The sequence below is a fragment of the Pseudomonas sp. W17 genome (genome assembly GCF_040268305.1).
Taxonomy (GTDB): domain Bacteria; phylum Pseudomonadota; class Gammaproteobacteria; order Pseudomonadales; family Pseudomonadaceae; genus Aquipseudomonas; species Aquipseudomonas protegens.
This window is the reverse complement of the sequence record NZ_CP158490.1, coordinates 2829994-2847807: the sequence shown is the minus strand read 5'-3', so window position 1 is coordinate 2847807 and position 17814 is coordinate 2829994. Positions and strand designations below refer to the sequence as shown.

The following is a 17814-nucleotide window of genomic DNA, read 5'->3' as shown; positions in this document are numbered from 1 at the left end:
TCATGTCGGGCACGACTCTTCTGATCAACCTGGCCGGCGCCATCGCGCTGTTGCTGTGGGGCTCGCAGATGATCTGCGGCTCACTCCTGCGGGGCTTCGGCAGCCCGCTGCGGCACTGGCTCGGGCAACACCTGAACAACCGCTGGCTGGCTCTGCTGTGCGGCGTCGGCATCACCGGCGTGGTGCAAAGCAGCACTGCGGTAAGCCTGATGGCCAGCTCCTTCACCGCCGCCGGCACCCTGGGCCTGGCCCCGGCGCTGGCGGTGATGCTGGGGGCCAATATCGGCTCGACCCTGGTGGTCCAGCTGCTCAGCCTCGACCTCTCGCTGGCGGCACCTGTGGCATTGCTGGCGGGCTTTCTATGCTTTCGCCTGCGGGACGATTCGCGCTTTGAAAGCATTGGCTGCGCACTGATCGGCCTGGGCCTGATGCTGCTGGCCCTGGGCATGCTCGGCGCGACCCTGGGGGCGGTGGAAGGTACCCCGGTGTTCCAACTGGTGATGACCAGCCTCGACGGCGACCTGCTGCTGGCCCTGCTGGTGGCGCTGCTGCTGACCTGGATGTGTCACTCCAGCGTTGCCGTGGTGCTGCTGATTGCCTCGCTGGCCGGCACTGGGCTGCTGTCGCCGGCCACCAGCATGGCCCTGGTGCTGGGGGTCAACCTCGGCAGCACCCTGCCCTCGCTGCTCAGCGCCAGCGGCAACGTGGCCCGGCGCCTGCCCCTGGGCAACCTGCTGGTGCGCCTGTCGGGAGCGGCGCTGCTGATGCCCTGGATCGCCACCCTGGGCCAGTGGCACGTCATCGAGCAACTGCCTCCGGCACTGCTGGTGGTGGCCCTGCACACCGCCTTCAGCCTGGTGCTGGCGCTGCTGTTCATCGGTTTCACCGGGCCAATGGCCAAGCTGCTGACCCGGCTACTGCCGGCCCCGGGCGCGGTGACCGACCCGGGCATGCCGCTGTACCTGGACGAAGCCGGCCTGGAAGTGGCCAATATCGGCCTGTCCAACGCCGCCCGTGAAGCCTTGCGCATGGCCGACATGCTCTCGGGCATGCTCGACCGGGTGCTGCAGCTGTTTCGCACCGCCAACCAGGCCAATGCCGATCAGGTGCGCCATATCGATCAGTCCCTGGACCTGCTCAGCGCGGCGATCCGCGCCTACCTGGCGGATATCGGCAAGGAAGGCATCAGCGACCAGGATGCCGACCGCTCCCAGGAAATCCTGCTGCTGGTGATCAACCTGGAACACGCCGGGGACATTCTGGCCACCAGCCTGGCGCACCTGGCCGCGCGGCGCTTGCGCCGTGGCGAGCCGTTTTCCGAGTTCGAGCTGAGCACCCTGTACCCGCTGCACCAGGAACTGCTGGACAGCCTGAGCCTGGCCATCACCGTGTTCCTGCGCGAAGACCTGCCCACCGCCCACCAACTGGTGGCGCGCAAGGAAAACGTGCGGCGCCTGGAAGCCGCCGCCAGCCGCGAGCACTTTCGCAAGTTGCGCGAAGACCGTGGCGCCTGGGCCGAGTCCGGGGACATTTTCCAGCGCTTGCTGCGCGACTACCGGCGGGTTCACCACCACATCGCCGCCCTGGCCTACCCGGCTCTGGAGCGCGCCGGTGAACGGGACATCGAGCACGCTTACCTCAACGAACCGCTGCCCGGAGAGACCAGCATCAGCCCGGTAAAGGAGAACAGCCCATGCGCGTCCTGATCTGCGCCGGCCGCTACTACGCCGACGACCGCCGGTGCCGCCAGGTCCTCGACGCCTTTCAGCGCCTGCGTGAAACCCGCGTGGTGATTCATGGCGGCAGCCAGTTCCTCGGCGCCCATATCGAGGACTGGGCCCGGGACATCGGCGCCGACATCGTCCGCTACCCGCCCAACTGGCAACGCCATGGCAAGCACGCCGAACGCCTGCGCAACGCCTTCATGCTGGCCGACAGCCGCCCCGACATCGTCCTCGCCCTGCCCGGTGGGGAAGACACCGAAGAACTGCTGGCCCAGGCCCGGGCCCGGCAGATCCAGGTTCTGTCGATGGCCGACCAGTAAGCCTCCCAAGCCGCCACCCTCTGCACCGGCCCGCACGCCAGATGCACCGGTGCCCCAACCCAGAACGAGATCCGCCATGTCCAAGCACACCCCACATCGCCCCTCGCGTTCCAGCGCCTTTGGCCACCCTCTGCCTGCCGCGAAAAGCCGCATGCTCAGGCGCAACCTGCTATTCCTCGCCCTCACCGCCAGCGCGACCGCTACCCTGGCCCTGTGCTCCAAGGCCCAGGCCGCCGGCGGCGCCTACGTGGTGGACGACGGCGCCATCAACGCTCCCGGGGAATGCAATGTCGATGTCTGGTACCAGAGCACCCGCCACCAGGGCTCCAGCCACACCAGCGTGGTGGCCCCGGCCTGCACCTTCAGCCAACTGCCCTGGGTGCAACTGGGGGCCGCGGTGCAGCGCCAGCACGCCGACGGCCAGGGCGAGACCCAGCTCAGCCCCCAGGTCAAGCTGGCCCTGCTGGACCGTGAAGATCTGGGCCTGCAACTGGCCCTGGCCGGCTCCGCCCACTGGGCCCTGAACCGCAGCCACAGCTTCGACGGTGGCGACCTCGCCCTGCCACTGACCTTCAGCCCTGTTGCCAGCCTGCGCCTGAACCTGAATGCCGGCTGGGCCCACGCCTATGACGACGGCGACCAGAGCCACCGCTGGGCCTGGGGCAGCGGGCTGGAGTACGACATGGCCCAGAGCCTGACCCTGATTGCCGAGCGCTACGGCCAACGCGGCGGCGAACAGGGCTGGCAGGCAGGCCCGCGCCTGCACCTTGGCCAGCACCTGGACCTGGACCTGATCGTTGGCCAGCACCTGACCGAAGACCGCGATCGCTGGCTGAGCACCGGCGCGACCCTGCGCTTCTAACCCCCGAAAGCGCCCCCACCTCTGTAGGAGCTGACTTGCCAGCGAAGGCATCGGCAAGGGCGATGGAAGACTCAAGGGCCTCTTCGCCGGCAAGCCGGCTCCTACGCAAGGTACGCTCGGCGTTGCGTTGCACCGTAGGAGCTGACTTGCCAGCGGAGGCATCGGCAAGGGCGATGGAAGACTCAAGGGCCTCTTCGCCGGCAAGCCGGCTCCTACGCAAGGTACGCTCGGTGTTGCGTTGCACCGTAGGAGCTGGCTTGCCAGCGAAGGCGTTGGCAAGGGCGATGCAAGGCTCTGGGGCCTCTTCGCCGGCGAGCCGGCTCCTACAGGGCCAGGAGTTGCGCGGTGCACTGGGCGATGCGGCGGCAGGCTTCGGCCAGCCGTTCGCGGTCCAGCACCAGAGCAATGCGGATGTGCCCGACCACGCTGGGGCCGAAGGCTTCGCCCGCCAGCACCGAAACCCCATAACCCTCCAGCAGTCGCTCGGCGAACGCCTGGGCGCCCAGCCCGGTGCGGCGTACGTCGACCATGACGAACATGCCGCCATCGGGCAGCACTGGCCGCAAGCCCGGGCACTGCCCGAGCAGCGTGCACACCAGGTCGCGGCGCTGGCGGTACTCCTCGCGCATCCGTGGCAGTTCCGGCAGTTCGCGGGTCAGCGCCACCACTGCCGCATTCTGGATGAAGTCCGGCAGGCCATAGAGCATGCACAGGGCCAGATTGCTCAGGTGCCCGACCAGCACCGGCGGAGCGATCACCCAGCCCACCCGCCAGCCGCTCATGGCATGGGACTTGGACAAGCTGTTGATGGTGGCGGTGCGCCCGCCCATTCGCGGCAGACCGCCCGGGCTCAGGTGCTGGCCTTCATACAACAGGTCGCCGTAGACCTCGTCGGAAACCAGCCACAGGTCATGCTCCATGCACAACCGCGCCAGGACCTGCCAGTCATCCAGGGACAGGCTGGCCCCGGAGGGGTTGTTGGGGCTGTTGATGAGCATGGCCCGGGTCCGCGGGCTGATGCGCGCCGCCACTTCCTGCGGGTCCAGGCGAAAGCCCTGCTCGGCCCGTACCGGCACCGGCACCACGGTGGCGCCACAGGCACCGAACACCCCTTCGTAGGTGACGTACATGGGCTCGGCCACCAGCACCTCGTCCCCCGGGTCGAACAGGCACTGGGCCACGGAGAACACCGCACACTGCGCCCCCGGCAGCACCACCACGTGCTCGGCATCGACGATCTGCCCGGTGCGCTGGTGGTGGCAACGGGCGATGCAACTGCGCAACGCCAGGTTGCCGCGCACGTCCGAATAGTGGGTGTCACCGGCCAGCAGGCTGTCGATGGCCGCCTGGACCACCGGCCGGGGGGTGTCGAAATCCGGATCGCCGATGGTCAGCAACAGCACATCGCGCCCCTGCTCGCGCAAGGCCAAAGCTCGGTAATGGATATCCCAGGCGGCGGAACCTTCTCCGGCAATCCGTTGGGTCAGGGCTGAATAGCGCATCGCTTTCTCCATGAAAGATGCTTCAGCCAGAACCCTAGGTGCTGGCGCGGCACTCGTCGAGCGAGCGCCAGCGCCGTTGGACGCTTAGATCACAAAACGCGCCACCAGAGCGTTCAGGTCCACCGCCAGGCGCGACAACTCATGGCTGGCGGCGCTGGTCTGGTTGGCCCCGGCCGCCGACTGGGTGGCCAGGTCGCGGATGTTCACCAGGTTGCGGTCCACCTCGCGGGACACCTGCGCCTGCTCTTCGGAGGCGCTGGCGATCACCAGGTTGCGCTCGTTGATCTGGTTGATGGATTCGGCAATCTGCTCCAGGGCCACGCCCGCGGCGCGGGCCAGTTCCAGGGTGCTCTGGGTACGCTGGTTGCTCTGCTGCATCGACTCCACGGCGTCGCCCGTGCCGTTCTGGATGCCAGCCACCATCTTCTCGATTTCCTGGGTCGACTGGGCGGTGCGATGGGCCAGGGCCCGCACCTCGTCGGCCACCACCGCAAAGCCGCGCCCGGCCTCGCCGGCACGGGCCGCTTCGATGGCCGCGTTGAGGGCCAGCAGGTTGGTCTGCTCGGCGATGGCCCGGATCACGTCCAGCACCTTGCCGATATCCCGGCCCTGGGTCGCCAGGCCTTCGATCATCACCGAGGTGCTCTGCACGTCGTGGGTCATGGTCTGGATCGCGTCCACGGTTTCCACCACCCGGTCGCGACCTTCGCGAGCGGCCTGGGTCGACTGCCGGGAAGCCTCGGAAGTGGACACCGCGTTGCGCGCCACCTCCTCCACCGCGGCGGTCATTTCGTTGACCGCAGTGGCCGCCTGTTCAATCTCGTTGTTCTGCTGCTGCAATCCGCGGGAAGCCTCTTCAGTGACCGCGCTGAGTTCTTCCGAGGCCGAGGCCAGCTGGGTCGCCGAGCCGGCGATCTGCTCGATGGTGCGGCGCAGGCTGGCCTGCATCTCGGCCAGGGCCTGCAGCAGCCGCGCCGGCTCGTCCTTGCCATCGACCTCGATGGCCTGGCGCAGGTTGCCGCCGGCGATCACCTGCGCGGCATTCAGGGCCTTGTTCAGGGGGGTGACGATGCTGCGGGTGAGCAACAGCGCCAGAACAATGGTCAGCAGCGCGGCAAGCACAGCCACCGCCACAATCCCGGCGATGGCGCTGCTGTAGTGCTCGCCGGCAGCCTTGGAAGCGCTCCTGGCATCGGCGGCATTGATCGCGATCAGTTGGTTCAACTGCTCGCCCATCTGGTCTGTGCCTTCCTTGATCCGCGAATTGATCAGGCTGCGCATTTCATCCAGCTTGTTCTGGCGCGACAGTTCGAGCATCTCGTTCTGCGCCTGCAGGTAGTTGTCCAGGGTCGTAGCGAACGTCTTGTACAGCGCCGCCTCCTGCGGCCCCGCCGGCAAGGCCGCATAGCTGGCCTGGGCCTTTCTGGCGTTGTCCACCAGCACGCCGATGCGCGTCTGGGCTTCGGCCAGGCCTGCCGGCTCGCGGTTCACCAGCACACGAAAGGAAAGAATCCGCAGGCGCAACACGTTCTCGGTGAGGTTGCCGAGAAAGCCGACACTGGGCAGCTGGTTGCTTTCCATGTCCACCGAGGCTTCGCGGATCACCGCCATGCGATTGACCGCAAACACCCCCAGCACCACGACCAGCAAGGCAATGAAGGCAAAACCGAGGAAAGCACGAGGGGCGATATTCAGGTTACGCAAGGACATAGGACGACTCTCGAGGGAGAACGGGCGACGGGCATCCATGCCGTTGAGCCGTCGGCGCATCAGGGGCTGTGCCGACGTCGGGCGCCGCGCTGTTGGAAGTCCGCGGGCCTGTTAGAGATATCGGCCGAACTTGAGCTTTCATATGGCTGATTGTTAAAAATATTTCTGAATGTGACCGGTGTATCACTGCTGATACAACACAACGCGAAGTGAATCGATAAAGCGCTACAGCATCGCCCCTCAGCCACCGTTTTCGACCCTCGCTCCGGCCACCCGTCTCCCTATGAAAAGTGCAATTCATTCGCCGGAAAAGCCATTTTTTCAGCGCCCGCCCCTGCCCATCATGGCCCCAGTCAATAAAAACAACGCTGAGACTGGATATGAAACCTGAAGACTTTCGTGCCGCAACCGACCGCCCGCTGACCGGTGCCGAATACCTGGCCAGCCTGCGCGACGACCGTGAAATCTACATCTATGGCGACCGGGTCAAGGACGTCACCACCCACCCGGCCTTCCGCAACTCCGCGGCCTCCATGGCCCGCCTGTACGACGCCCTGCACGACCCGGCCACCAAGGAGCAACTGTGCTGGGACACGGACACCGGCAACGGCGGCTACACCCACAAGTTCTTCCGTTCGGCGAAAAGCCCCGATGAACTGCGCCAGCAGCGCGACGCCATCGCCGACTGGTCGCGCCTGACCTATGGCTGGATGGGCCGCAGCCCCGACTACAAGGCCGCCTTCGGCAGCGCCCTGGGGGCCAACCCGGAGTTCTACGGGCGCTTCGCAGACAACGCCCGCACCTGGTACAAGCGCATCCAGGAAGCCTGCCTCTACCTCAACCACGCCATCGTCAACCCACCCATCGACCGCGACAAACCGGTGGATCAGGTCAAGGACGTGTTCATCTCGGTGGACGAGGAAGTCGAAGGCGGGATCATCGTCAGCGGCGCCAAGGTGGTGGCCACCAACTCGGCCCTGACCCACTACAACTTCGTCGGCCAAGGCTCGGCCCAGTTGCTGGGGGACAACACCGATTTCGCCCTGATGTTCATCGCACCGATGAACACCCGGGGCATGAAGCTGATCTGCCGCCCTTCCTATGAACTGCAGGCCGGCATGACCGGCTCGCCCTTCGACTACCCGTTGTCCAGCCGCTTCGACGAGAACGACGCGATCCTGATCATGGACAAGGTGTTCATCCCCTGGGAAAACGTGCTGATCTACCGCGATTTCGAGCGCTGCCGCCAATGGTTCCCCCAGGGCGGGTTCGGCCGCCTGTTCCCGATGCAGGGCTGCACCCGGCTGGCGGTCAAGCTGGATTTCATCACTGGCCTGCTGGTCAAGGCCCTGCAATGCACCGGTTCCCTGGAGTTTCGCGGGGTCCAGGCGCAGGTTGGCGAAGTGGTGGCCTGGCGCAACCTGTTCTGGTCCCTGACCGACGCCATGCATGGCAACGCCAGTGAATGGATGAACGGCGTCTACCTGCCCAGTACCCAGGCGCTGCAGGCTTACCGGGTCCTGGCGCCCCAGGCCTACACCGACATCAAGAAGATCATCGAGCAGGTGGTGGCCAGCGGCCTGATCTACCTGCCCTCCGGCTCCCGCGACCTCAAGGACCCGGTCCTCAACCAGTACCTCGGCACCTACTGCCGGGGCTCCGGGGGCATGGGCCACGAGGAGCGGATCAAGATCCTCAAGCTGCTGTGGGACGCCATCGGCACCGAATTCGGCGGCCGCCACGAGTTGTACGAGATCAACTACGCCGGCAGCCAGGACGAGATCCGCATGCAGTGCCTGCGCCACGCCCAGGCCAGCGGCTCGATGAAAGCCATGACCGACCTGGTGGACAAGTGCCTGGGGGACTACGACCTCGACGGTTGGACCGTGCCGCACCTGAGCAACCCGGATGACATCAACATGCTGGACCGCATCCGCCAATAGCCACGAAGCCAGCGTGTGTAGGAGCTGGCTTGTGTAGGAGCTGGCTTGCCAGCGAAGACGCCCGCCAGAGCACCACAAGCCTCCAGGCCCGCTTCGCCGGCAAGCCGGCTCCTACAGGCCAAGTCCGCCGTCAGCCCCGCGTTGGCAGCCAGACACCCGGCTGCCCTGCGTCCACGAGGAATTCGTCATGTCTGTACTCGATCCCAAGCAACTCGCCTTTCGCAACGCCATGGCGCACATGACCGCAGCGGTCAACGTCATCACCAGCAACGGCCCCGCCGGCCGCTGCGGTATCACCGCCACAGCGGTCTGCTCGGTCACCGACAGCCCGCCGACACTGATGGTCTGCGTCAACCGCAACAGCGCCCTGAACCCAGTGTTCAAGGGCAACGGGCGGTTGTGCGTCAACGTCCTCAGCGGCGAACACGAAGAAGTGGCCCGGCACTTTGCCGGCATGACCGGCGTGGCCATGGACCAGCGCTTCGGCCTGCACCCCTGGCGCGACGGCCTGCAGGCCCTGCCGGTGCTGGAGGGCGCCCTGGCCAGCCTGCAGGGGCGCATCACCGAGGTCCAGGAAATCGGCACGCACTCGGTAATGCTGGTGGAACTGGATGAAATCGGCGTGCTGGAGCACGGCGACTCACTGGTGTACTTCAGCCGTTGCTTCCATCGCCTGGCCCACCCTTGCCGGGCGGCCTGAACCCTTCCCTCCTGGCCGTCATTTCCCGCGCCTGGATGCCCGCCGGCATCCGGGCCAAGGGCCACCTCCTGCATCTGTAGGATGGCGCGGCTCTTCCAAGCCATCGATACTCGAACCAGGCCCTGCCCACGTCCCCTGACGTACCGGTCCCAAACCCCTTCCGTGACGAAAACAATAACAACGTCGCACAGAGGTACAGACCCATGAACCACCCCGAGCGTGCCCCGGCCAGCCTGTTGCAGGCCTTTAGCGAACTGACCCTTGAACTGCAGCAACTGGCGCAGAACAGGGACATCGAAAACCTGCACCAGCATGCACTGGCGCGCATCAGCAGGCTCCTGCCCTTCGACAGCGCCTGGTGGGGCCGTGCCGCACTGGTGGATGGCCTGCCGGATGAACACAGCTGCTACCTGTACCGCCTGCCACCGAGCTACCTGCCGGACTGGCAATCGATCCGCCACATCGATGTCACGGTAAGCCGGGTCCACGAGGTGCCGGGCCGGGCGGTGATCGTCGACATGGCCGATCCGGACAACGGCCCCGGCCTCAACTGGCTGGGCCGCCAGTACAACATCGGCGAACTGCTGTGCGTGGTGCACATCGACCCCCACACCCACCTGAACAATCACCTGGCGCTGTACCGCGCCCCGGGAGCGCCGCGCTTCAACCAGGGCGACTGCCACCTGCTGAACAACCTGATGCTGCACCTGGTGGCCGCAGTGTCGGCCAACCAGATCCGCACCCTGGTGGCCATGCGCGAGAAACTCACCGGCCCGCGCAACCTGGCCCTGGCCGTGTGCGACCAGCGCGGCGTGCTGCAATGCGCCGAACGCGGCTTCGTCGACCTGCTGCTGCATGAATGGCCGCAGTGGAGCGGCCCACAACTGCCCATGGCGCTGGACCCCGGCGGCTTCGAAGGCAAGTCACTGCAAGTGGAGTCCTCGGCGGTAGGCGACCTCTGCCTCCTGGCGGCCCGCAGCCGCAACCTGCTGCCCCGGCTCAGCCCACGGGAAAATGCCGTCGCCCAGTGCTTTGGCGATGGCAAGACCTACAAGGAAGTGGCCCGGGACCTGGGCATGTCGCCCAACACCGTGCGCCATCACATTCGGGCCATCTACAGCAAGCTCGGGGTCAAGGACAAGGCCCGCATCGCCCAGTTGCTGCACGCCCCTCCCGGCTGATTCCGCCCCCTGACCACCCTTGACCAGTGCCGTCGAATGTGACGGCCACGGGCAGCCTTTGCCCTTTTTCCAGCCCCTGCCGTGTGCCGGCGAGCCTTTCGCCGAACAACAACTCCAACAAGAGACGCACCGCCCATGACCACGCCCGTGCCCCGCATCACCCTGGCCCTGACGGCTACCCTGGCCAGCCTTTCGCTGAACGCCGCTGACCTCAATGCCCGGGACTTCTTCGCCGCCCCAGCGGGCACCAGCCTGGGCGTGCTGTACCTGCCCGCCACCCGCGCCGGTGATTTCCACGGCCCGGCCGACAGAACGGGCAAGGCCGAGCTGCGAGTCAATGCCATGGCCTACCGCCAAGTGTTCTTCAGCGACCTGTGCGGCACCCTCTGTACCCCGCAGTTCATCGTGCCCTTCGCCGATATCGACGCGCGCCTGCCCGGCGCCGAACGCCACACCGGCGAAAGCGGCTTTGGCGACCCCCAGGTGGGTGGCACGCTGTTCTTCATCAACCAGCCGCAAACCCGCACCTACAGCGGCCTGCTGACCCTGATCACGCTGCCCGTGGGCGAGTACCACGGGCGCAACCCCGACGTCTCCCCCGGGGCCAACCGCTGGGGCGCGACCTTTGTCTACAACTACACCCAGGGCCTGGGGGAAAAGTGGGTGCTGGAGGCCAACCTGGAAGCCCAGCTCTATGGCACCAACGACGACTACTTCGGCAGCGACCTCAAGCAGGACCCGCTCTACCGCCTGCAGGCCTTCGCCTCTTACGACTTCACCCCCGCCACCTATGGTGCCCTGCGCCTGATCCACGCCGATGGCGGCGAACTGCGGATCAACGACCGGCGCATCGACGACACCCACAAGCGCTACACCCAGGTCGGGTTCGAGCTCGGCCACTGGCTGGACAAGCAGAACCAGCTGATGTTCGGCCTGTCGCAGAACGTCGCCACCCAGAACGGCTTTGCAGGCACCGACGCCCTGCTGCGCCTGGTCCATGTGTTCTGACCCCCTTGCCTTAGGAGCCTGTCCATGAACACCCGGAACCCCGCCTTGAGCCAGAATCCACCAATCACCCGCCAGCCCCTCGGGCTCCAGGCAGCCATCGTGCTGTTCGCCGCCATCACCCCCGCGGTGCTGCTGACGGCCCCGGCCATTGCCGCGCAACTGGCCAGCCAGTGGCAACTGAGCCCCTCCCAGATCGGCGACCTGTTTTCCGCCGAGCTGGGGGCCATGAGCCTGGCCACCCTGCCCGCCATCTGGTGGCTGAAACACATCGACTGGCGCCGTGCGGCGCTGTGCAGCGCCCTGCTGTTCATCCTCGCCAACCTGCTGTCGATGCTCGCCAACGACTATTCGCTGCTGCTGATCGCACGCTCGTGCAGTGCCCTGGCCGGCGGCTCGCTGATGATCATCTGCCTGGCCAGCGCCGCCGGCAGCCCCAACCCCAGTCGCGCCTACGGCTTCTGGGTGATGGGCCAGCTGGTGCTGGGGGCCATCGGCCTGAGCCTGCTGCCCATGCTCTTCGAACGCTTCGGCCTGGGTGCCTGCTACCTGATCATGGCGCTGCTGATGCTGCTGTGCCTGCCCCTGGCTCGCAGCTTTCCAGCGGGCGCGGCGAAGGCCGCCAGCCATGAAGCCAAGGCCCCGCCGGTTTCCAGGGCCAAGGCCACCCTGGGGATTCTCGGCATCCTGACCTTCTACATCAGCCTCAGCGGGGTCTGGACCTTCATCGGCGCCATCGGTAGCCAGTCCGGCCTTTCGGCACAGACCAGCGGCGACGTGCTGGCCATCGCCACCCTGATGGGCATTGCCGGCGCCCTGTGCGCCACCCTGTTCGGCGATCGCCTGCCCCGTAGCGCCCTGCTCCTGCTGGGCTACGGCCTGATGGCCGGCTCGGTGCTGCTGCTTCTGGGCCAGCCGCAACTGGCGCGCTTTGCCCTGGCGGCGCTGGTGTTCAAGTTCACCTGGACCTTCATCCTGCCGCTGATCCTCGCGCGCATGGCCGAAATGGATCGCAGCGGCCGCCTGATGAACGCCTCCAACCTGGTGATCAGCGCCGGCCTGGCCATAGGCCCGACCATCGCCGGGCGGCTGATCGAAGGCAGCGGCGGCTTCCGCGGGCTGCTCCTGGCGGGCGCCGCAATCACCCTGCTGTCCATGGCCCTGGTACTCAGTTGCCGGCCTGCACGCTAACGCTCTCGGTGCCCTGGTGCCCCTGGCACCTAGGGCCTGGGCCAGCCGCTGTCGCGTTGTAAATTCCACCCTGAAAAATGGATATCACCATGACCTGTAAAAGCGCGTTTTTCTTCGACGAACTCAGCCTGTGGCACAGCGGCGGCCCCCACGTCCTGACCCTGCCGGTGGGTGGCTGGGTACAGCCGCCAGCCGCCGCCGGGCACGCCGAATCACCGGAAACCAAACGCCGTTTGAAAAGCCTGATGGATGTCTCCGGCCTGACCCGACAGTTGCACCTGCGCAGCGCCGCAGCGGCCACCGAAGACGACCTGCTGCGGGTCCACAGTGCTGCCTACCTGCAGCGTTTCAAGGCCTTGAGCGACGCCGGTGGCGGTCACCTCGGCGACGAGGCGCCGGTGGGCCCGGGCAGCTATGAAATCGCCCAGCTGTCCGCCGGGCTGGCCATGGCCGCCGTGGACGCCGTGCTCAGCGGCGAAGCCGATAACGCCTATTCCCTGTCCCGTCCACCGGGACACCACTGCACCCGCGACCAGGCCATGGGCTTCTGTTTCCTGGCCAACATCGCCATCGCCATCGAGGCCGCCAAGGCCCGTCATGGACTGGGCAAGGTAGCGGTCATCGACTGGGACGTGCACCACGGCAACGGCACCCAGTCGATCTTCGAGGAGCGGGCCGACGTGCTGACCCTGTCCCTGCACCAGGACGGTTGCTTCCCCCCGGGCTATGGCGGTGAACAGGACCGCGGGCGCGGCGCCGGCCTGGGCTGCAACATCAATATCCCGCTGCTGCCGGGCAGTGGCCACGACGCCTACCTGTACGCCATGCAGCGCATCGTGATACCGGCCCTGGAGCGCTTCGAGCCGGAACTGATCATTGTCGCCTGTGGCTATGACGCCAATGCCGTGGACCCCCTGGCGCGGATGCTGCTGCACAGTGACTCGTTCCGCGAGATGACCCAATGCCTGAAGGATGCTGCCGAGCGCCTGTGCCGAGGGCGCCTGGTGCTGGTGCATGAAGGCGGCTACTCCGAGGCTTACGTACCGTTTTGCGGGCTGGCCACCCTGGAGGCGCTGTCGGGAATCCGCACCGCCGTCGCCGACCCGATGCTGGAGTTCGTACGCCTGCAACAGCCCAAGGAGCCATTCGTGACCTTTCAACGCCAGTTGCTCGACCTTCAAGCCCAAGCCATGGAGGCTGCCGGGCGCTGAACCCCGCCCTGGTGCCGGAACGGGCAAGCCCCGCCACCCGAGCGGTGGCATCCACCAACGGCGTTCCCCGGAGCCCGGGCTCCAGCCAGCGGAACGCCGCTCTGCCCAACCGGCCATCCTCCCCCCGCCCCCCTAGGCTACTTGCTGCAACAGTGTGGCCCGGGCGGGTCAGTTGCCTTCCTCCAGGCCCCGAAGGTTGTCGCCACAGGCTTGACCGACGCTTTCGGCTGCCGGGCTTGCCAGGGTTGCGGCTAACCCCAGGGCGCGTGCCTCAGTGGGGGTTTGCTGGAAGCGGCTCTTGAAGGCCCGGGCAAAATGCGCCTGGCTGGCAAAGCCGTGCCGGTAGGCGATCTCGCTGATATCCAGGCCCGCTCCCTGGCTGCTGCACAGCAGTTGACGGGCCTGTTGCAGGCGTTTTTCCAGGATGAAGCGGCTGGGTAGCGTTTCCTCCAGGGCGAACAGCCGGGCCAGGTGCCGGGTGGAAATGCCGGTCTGGGCCGCCACCCGCTCGCAGCTCAGGGTCGGGTCGGCCAGCTGTTCATGGATGCACTGCTTGGCCGCCAGCAGGTAGGAGGCGCTCAGGGCGTTGATTGGCCGCTCCCCCACATGCCCGGCAATGATGCTGGCCAGAAGCTCGAAGGCCTGCTCCTGATAGGCCTCGGCCTCGGCACACAGGGGCTGCTGGAAAAAGCTCCGGGTACGTTCGCCCAGGGTGCGCAGCAACAGGCGCTGGACCCCGCTTTCGACGCTGATCCGCAAAGGCCGGTCGAAGCGTTTCAGGCAGCGCTCGGCGAACTGCTGCTGGGGAATGTCGAAGATGAACTGGCGCATGACCCCGGAAAAGCCGAACAGATAGGGCTTGTCGGTGCGGTAGACCACCAGCTCCCCCGGCTCCAGCACCTGGCAGGCGCCATCCTGGTAGAAGAACGAACCGCTGCCGGTGACCAGGGACACGAAGATCGACTCCTTGGGCACGCCGCGGATCATCGAGGTGTCGCGCTCCACCACGTGTTCGTTGCCGACGATGCGGGCCAGGCGCATGGCGCTCAATTGCAGGTTGTCCTGGCTGGCGGCGAAACCGCCCTCGGCGTAGGAGTTGCACTTGAGCCCCACCAGGGTGCTGGCGTTGTAGTCCTCCCAGAAGGCCAGGCGTTGGTCCAGGTCGACGGCCTGGGTGCTGGCATGCCGGGTTTCGAGCAAGGCGCATGGAGACATTGTTGTTCTTCTCATGGCGGCGGGATGTTCCCCGGACGGCAAGGCAGTGTCCGGACACCTGGGGCCGCAGGCACTGCGGGCTGCGACCATTCATTAACATCTGAACTATATAGCCTGTCAACTTGAAACGCAGTGGGAACCGGTCGCTTTGAGAGCGTCATCAGCTCTCTATCGGCCGTAGGAAAAAAGCCGTCCGAAACAGACAAACAACCAGTCCGATCCGTGCAAACCCTTGCCCCGCTCCCGACCTAAAGTCTGCGCCGTACCCCCATGGCCGCCCTGCCCGGCTGCCCAGGCTCCTCCCATAACAACAACCGAGGCCCACCATGCCCGAAGCCGCCCACCGTGAATTCTGGAAAGACCTGCAACCGATCGCCAACTGCTTCAAGCCCGACGCCAAGCCGGAGGTCTACCTGCCCGACGCCGCCAGCGACGACCTGCGCCTGTACGTGCCCTTCACCGAGACCGTGTCCTCACGGCCACTGTGGATCTCCCCCAGCGAAAACCGCTGGTGCGACATTCTCCTGGCCCGCAGCGCCGGGCTGGTGAACCGCCACTACCACCCCCACGAAGTCTTCGCCTACACCCTGTCCGGCAAATGGGGCTACCTGGAGCACGAGTGGACCGCCACCGCCGGGGACTTCGTCTACGAGACCCCGGGCGAAGGCCACACCCTGGTGGCCTATGAGCATGAGCAGCCGATGCGGGTGTTCTTCATCGTCAAGGGCCCGCTGATCTGGCTCGACGAACAGGGCGAGCCCGACGGCTACTTCGACGTGCACTCCTACATCGCCATGTGCCGCGCCCACTACGAAAAGATCGGCCTGGGCGCCGCCCATATCGACACCCTGTTCCGCTGACCGGCGCTGCCCACGCCTCATTCGGAGAACCACCATGGCTTATAAAAACAACAAGGCCGGTTACGAGAACACCTTGCTGGGGGTGCTGTTCCTGACCTTCGGTTTCGTCTTTTTCGATCGTCTGGCGCTGTCCTTCCTGTTCCCCTTCATGGCTGACGAGTTGCAACTGAGCAACAGCCACCTGGGCATGCTGTCGTCGATCCTGGCCCTGGCCTGGGCGGTGTCCGGGGCCCTGGTGGGTGCCTGGTCGGACCGCCGGGGCGTGCGCAAGCCGTTGCTGATCGTCGCGGTGATCCTGTTTTCCCTGTGCTCGGCGCTGTCCGGGCTGGTCACCGGCTTTCTCAGCCTTTTGCTGTTCCGCGCCATCATGGGGCTGGCCGAGGGGCCGATCCTGCCGCTCTCCCAATCGCTGATGGTGGAAGCCTCCTCGCCCCATCGCCGGGGCCTGAACATGGGCCTGCTGCAAGGGTCGGCGGCGGGCCTGTTGGGCGCGGTGATCGGCCCGCCGGTGCTGATCGCCCTGGCCGAAGCCTACGGCTGGCGCCACGCCTTCATCATTTCGCTGATTCCAGGGCTACTGATCGCCCTGTTGATCTGGCGCTACGTGCAGCCCGACCCACCGCGACACGAACCGCGAGCGCACACCCCGTCCAGCCCGGGTGGCAGCCATCGCCTGGCCCTGCTCAAGAGCCGCAACATCGTGCTCTGCACCCTCATCAGCTGCGTGTTCCTGACCTGGTTCATCATCCTGATTTCCTTCACCCCGACCTTCCTGGTCAAGGTTCGCGACTACAGCCCGGCCAGCATGGGCACGGTGATGAGCTGCCTGGGAGGCGCCTGGGTGCTCTGGGGCTTCGGCGTGCCGGCAATCTCCGACCGCCTCGGCCGGCGCCCGACCCTGGTGCTGTTCTCGCTGATTGCCGCTTGCTGTCCCATCGCCCTGCTCTACGCCTCGTCGCCCTGGATGCTCGGGGTGCTGATGCTGCTGACCTACACCGGCCTGGGCTGCTTCACCCTGTTCATGGCCACCATCCCCGCGGAAACCGTGCCCCGCGAAGTCATGGCCACGGCCCTGGGCATGATCATGGGCATCGGCGAGCTGGTGGGCGGCTTCATCGCTCCGACCATTGCCGGCTTCGCCGCCGACCGCTTCGGCCTGTCGATCGTCATGTGGATGTCCTGCGGCGGCGCATTGCTGGCCGCCGTGCTGGCCCTGTTCCTCAAGGAAACCGCCCCCGCGGTACTGGCCCGCCAACAACACCGGCACCCCGGCCCCCACCCTGCACCCAGCCCGAGCCTGGGAGGAAACCCATGATCAAAGCACTGCAATGGCATGCCGCCCGCGACCTGCGCCTGACGCAGCTGGAACCGCGCCAGCCCGGCCTCGGCGAGGTTCTGCTGCAAGTCGCTTACTGCGGCATCTGCGGCAGCGACCTGCATGAGTACGCCGACGGCCCTCACTCCATACCTCAGCAGGTGGCTCACCCGCTGTCCGGTTGCCGGGCGCCGCTGACCCTGGGCCACGAGTTCTGCGGCCAGGTAGTAGCCCTGGGCCAGGGCGTGGATGCACGGCTATTGGGCCAGCGGGTGGCGGTGGAACCCGAATACCGCTGCGGCGAGTGCTCGTACTGCCAGATGGGCCAGTACAACCTCTGTGAATCCATGGGCTTTATCGGCCTGATGGGCGACGGCGGCTTTGCCGAACAGGCGGTGGTACCGGCCTACATGCTGCACCTGCTGCCGGACAGCGTCAGCTTCAAGCAGGCGGCCGTGCTGGAGCCGGCAGCGGTGGCCTACCACGCCTTGAACCAGAGCTGCCTGATGGCCGACGACAGTTGCGCGGTGTTCGGCCTGGGGCCCATCGGCCTGCTGCTGGTGCTACTGGCACGGTTACGGGGGGTGGAACGGATCTACGCCGTGGACCTGGACCCCGAGCGCCGGCGCCTGGCCCTGGAGTTCGGCGCCTCTGAGGCCCTGGACGGCGCCGACCCGCAACTGCAGGCACGCCTGCGGCAGCTGAGCGCCGGTGGTATCGACAGCGCCTTTGAGGCCGCCGGTAGCCAGCAGACCCTGAGCCATGCCCTGCACTGCCTGCGCAAGGGCGGCGAAGCGGTACTGGTGGGCTTGATGGGCGACGTGCAGTTCGATGCCTTCCACCTGGTGAACAACGAGTTGCGCCTGCTCGGCAGCGTCGGCTACCGCCACGTCTACCCCGAACTGATCCAGCTGCTGGCCAGCGGGCGCCTGGACCTGAGCCGGGCGGTCACCCGCTGCCTGGCCCTGGAACAGGCGGTGGAGCAAGGCTTCCAGGCGCTGTTGCAAGACAAGAGCCAGATCAAGGTGCTGGTCAACCCGACCCCGGCCCTGGCCGATGCCTGAACAAACGATGT

The 17814-nt window shown here is 66.5% G+C and carries 15 protein-coding genes; 12 read left to right on the top strand and 3 right to left on the bottom strand.

Going from position 1 to position 17814, the window contains the following annotated elements; all coding sequences use genetic code 11:
• The first annotated feature begins 2 nt into the window (after positions 1–2).
• The 3 genes from ABCR88_RS13370 (at position 3) to ABCR88_RS13360 (ending at position 2906) form a co-directional block, all read left to right on the top strand.
• Positions 3–1706: a Na/Pi cotransporter family protein gene (locus ABCR88_RS13370; RefSeq protein ID WP_350404702.1), complete on the top strand. Its 1704-nt coding sequence runs from the start codon at positions 3–5 to the stop codon at positions 1704–1706.
• On the top strand, positions 1694–2044 hold the full coding sequence (locus tag ABCR88_RS13365; protein ID WP_232643132.1) for a DUF2493 domain-containing protein: 351 nt from the start codon (positions 1694–1696) through the stop codon (positions 2042–2044). The genes ABCR88_RS13370 and ABCR88_RS13365 overlap by 13 nt, the downstream gene beginning before the upstream one ends.
• A 76-nt stretch (positions 2045–2120) precedes the next feature.
• Positions 2121–2906 carry a hypothetical protein gene (locus tag ABCR88_RS13360; RefSeq protein WP_350404701.1) on the top strand — a complete coding sequence of 262 codons (786 nt, stop codon included), beginning with the start codon at positions 2121–2123 and terminating at the stop codon, positions 2904–2906.
• A 323-nt stretch (positions 2907–3229) separates the two neighbouring features.
• Here ABCR88_RS13360 and ABCR88_RS13355 read toward each other — a convergent pair whose 3' ends face one another.
• Both ABCR88_RS13355 and ABCR88_RS13350 read right to left on the bottom strand, forming a co-directional pair.
• Complete coding sequence (locus ABCR88_RS13355; RefSeq protein WP_350022785.1) at positions 3230–4408, bottom strand: aminotransferase class I/II-fold pyridoxal phosphate-dependent enzyme; 1179 nt, start codon at positions 4406–4408, stop codon at positions 3230–3232.
• 84 nt (positions 4409–4492) lie between these two features.
• Positions 4493–6118, bottom strand: a complete 1626-nt coding sequence (locus ABCR88_RS13350; RefSeq protein ID WP_053158907.1) for a methyl-accepting chemotaxis protein — start codon at positions 6116–6118, stop codon at positions 4493–4495.
• Positions 6119–6498: 380 nt separating this feature from the next.
• On the opposite strand from ABCR88_RS13350, the gene hpaB reads away from it, so the two are divergent.
• The 6 genes from hpaB (at position 6499) to ABCR88_RS13320 (ending at position 13349) form a co-directional block, all read left to right on the top strand.
• A complete protein-coding gene (hpaB, locus tag ABCR88_RS13345) occupies positions 6499–8061 on the top strand; it encodes a 4-hydroxyphenylacetate 3-monooxygenase, oxygenase component (RefSeq protein ID WP_015635861.1) in 1563 nt (520 codons plus the stop codon).
• Positions 8062–8248: 187 nt separating this feature from the next.
• A complete protein-coding gene (hpaC, locus tag ABCR88_RS13340) occupies positions 8249–8761 on the top strand; it encodes a 4-hydroxyphenylacetate 3-monooxygenase, reductase component (protein WP_011061639.1) in 513 nt (170 codons plus the stop codon).
• A gap of 203 nt (positions 8762–8964) precedes the next feature.
• Positions 8965–9942: a helix-turn-helix transcriptional regulator gene (locus ABCR88_RS13335; RefSeq protein ID WP_350022786.1), complete on the top strand. Its 978-nt coding sequence runs from the start codon at positions 8965–8967 to the stop codon at positions 9940–9942.
• A gap of 135 nt (positions 9943–10077) precedes the next feature.
• Entirely contained in the window at positions 10078–10950 is an 873-nt protein-coding gene (locus ABCR88_RS13330) for a transporter (RefSeq protein WP_350022787.1), read from the top strand.
• A gap of 24 nt (positions 10951–10974) precedes the next feature.
• Complete coding sequence (locus tag ABCR88_RS13325) at positions 10975–12138, top strand: MFS transporter (RefSeq protein ID WP_350022788.1); 1164 nt, start codon at positions 10975–10977, stop codon at positions 12136–12138.
• 89 nt (positions 12139–12227) lie between these two features.
• Positions 12228–13349 carry a class II histone deacetylase gene (locus ABCR88_RS13320; protein WP_026020252.1) on the top strand — a complete coding sequence of 374 codons (1122 nt, stop codon included), beginning with the start codon at positions 12228–12230 and terminating at the stop codon, positions 13347–13349.
• A gap of 168 nt (positions 13350–13517) precedes the next feature.
• On the opposite strand, the gene ABCR88_RS13315 is transcribed toward ABCR88_RS13320, so the two are convergent.
• Positions 13518–14564: a helix-turn-helix domain-containing protein gene (locus ABCR88_RS13315; protein ID WP_350022789.1), complete on the bottom strand. Its 1047-nt coding sequence runs from the start codon at positions 14562–14564 to the stop codon at positions 13518–13520.
• Positions 14565–14890: 326 nt separating this feature from the next.
• Here ABCR88_RS13315 and ABCR88_RS13310 point away from each other — a divergent pair, with 326 nt between their 5' ends.
• The 3 genes from ABCR88_RS13310 to ABCR88_RS13300 are packed head-to-tail and all read left to right on the top strand — an operon-like array spanning position 14891 to position 17803.
• Positions 14891–15424, top strand: a complete 534-nt coding sequence (locus ABCR88_RS13310) for a 2,4'-dihydroxyacetophenone dioxygenase family protein (RefSeq protein ID WP_019095476.1) — start codon at positions 14891–14893, stop codon at positions 15422–15424.
• A gap of 34 nt (positions 15425–15458) precedes the next feature.
• A complete protein-coding gene (locus tag ABCR88_RS13305) occupies positions 15459–16739 on the top strand; it encodes an MFS transporter (protein ID WP_350022790.1) in 1281 nt (426 codons plus the stop codon).
• The gene (locus ABCR88_RS13300; protein ID WP_350024137.1) at positions 16739–17803 is read left to right on the top strand and encodes a 2,3-butanediol dehydrogenase; all 1065 of its coding nucleotides are present in this window, start codon (positions 16739–16741) and stop codon (positions 17801–17803) included. Before ABCR88_RS13305 ends, ABCR88_RS13300 begins: the two co-directional genes overlap by 1 nt.
• Positions 17804–17814 lie beyond the last annotated feature (11 nt).

Excerpts from the sequence above, each read along its gene's own strand:
- ABCR88_RS13315 (WP_350022789.1), bottom strand. The coding sequence starts at position 14,564 with ATGTCTCCATGCGCCTTGCTCGAAACCCGGCATGCCAGCACCCAGGCC.
- ABCR88_RS13305 (WP_350022790.1), top strand. The coding sequence starts at position 15,459 with ATGGCTTATAAAAACAACAAGGCCGGTTACGAGAACACCTTGCTGGGG.
- ABCR88_RS13330 (WP_350022787.1), top strand. The coding sequence starts at position 10,078 with ATGACCACGCCCGTGCCCCGCATCACCCTGGCCCTGACGGCTACCCTG.
- ABCR88_RS13325 (WP_350022788.1), top strand. The coding sequence starts at position 10,975 with ATGAACACCCGGAACCCCGCCTTGAGCCAGAATCCACCAATCACCCGC.
- hpaC (WP_011061639.1), top strand. The coding sequence starts at position 8,249 with ATGTCTGTACTCGATCCCAAGCAACTCGCCTTTCGCAACGCCATGGCG.
- ABCR88_RS13350 (WP_053158907.1), bottom strand. The coding sequence starts at position 6,118 with ATGTCCTTGCGTAACCTGAATATCGCCCCTCGTGCTTTCCTCGGTTTT.
- ABCR88_RS13355 (WP_350022785.1), bottom strand. The coding sequence starts at position 4,408 with ATGCGCTATTCAGCCCTGACCCAACGGATTGCCGGAGAAGGTTCCGCC.
- ABCR88_RS13365 (WP_232643132.1), top strand. The coding sequence starts at position 1,694 with ATGCGCGTCCTGATCTGCGCCGGCCGCTACTACGCCGACGACCGCCGG.
- ABCR88_RS13320 (WP_026020252.1), top strand. The coding sequence starts at position 12,228 with ATGACCTGTAAAAGCGCGTTTTTCTTCGACGAACTCAGCCTGTGGCAC.
- hpaB (WP_015635861.1), top strand. The coding sequence starts at position 6,499 with ATGAAACCTGAAGACTTTCGTGCCGCAACCGACCGCCCGCTGACCGGT.
- ABCR88_RS13310 (WP_019095476.1), top strand. The coding sequence starts at position 14,891 with ATGCCCGAAGCCGCCCACCGTGAATTCTGGAAAGACCTGCAACCGATC.
- ABCR88_RS13370 (WP_350404702.1), top strand. The coding sequence starts at position 3 with ATGTCGGGCACGACTCTTCTGATCAACCTGGCCGGCGCCATCGCGCTG.
- ABCR88_RS13360 (WP_350404701.1), top strand. The coding sequence starts at position 2,121 with ATGTCCAAGCACACCCCACATCGCCCCTCGCGTTCCAGCGCCTTTGGC.
- ABCR88_RS13335 (WP_350022786.1), top strand. The coding sequence starts at position 8,965 with ATGAACCACCCCGAGCGTGCCCCGGCCAGCCTGTTGCAGGCCTTTAGC.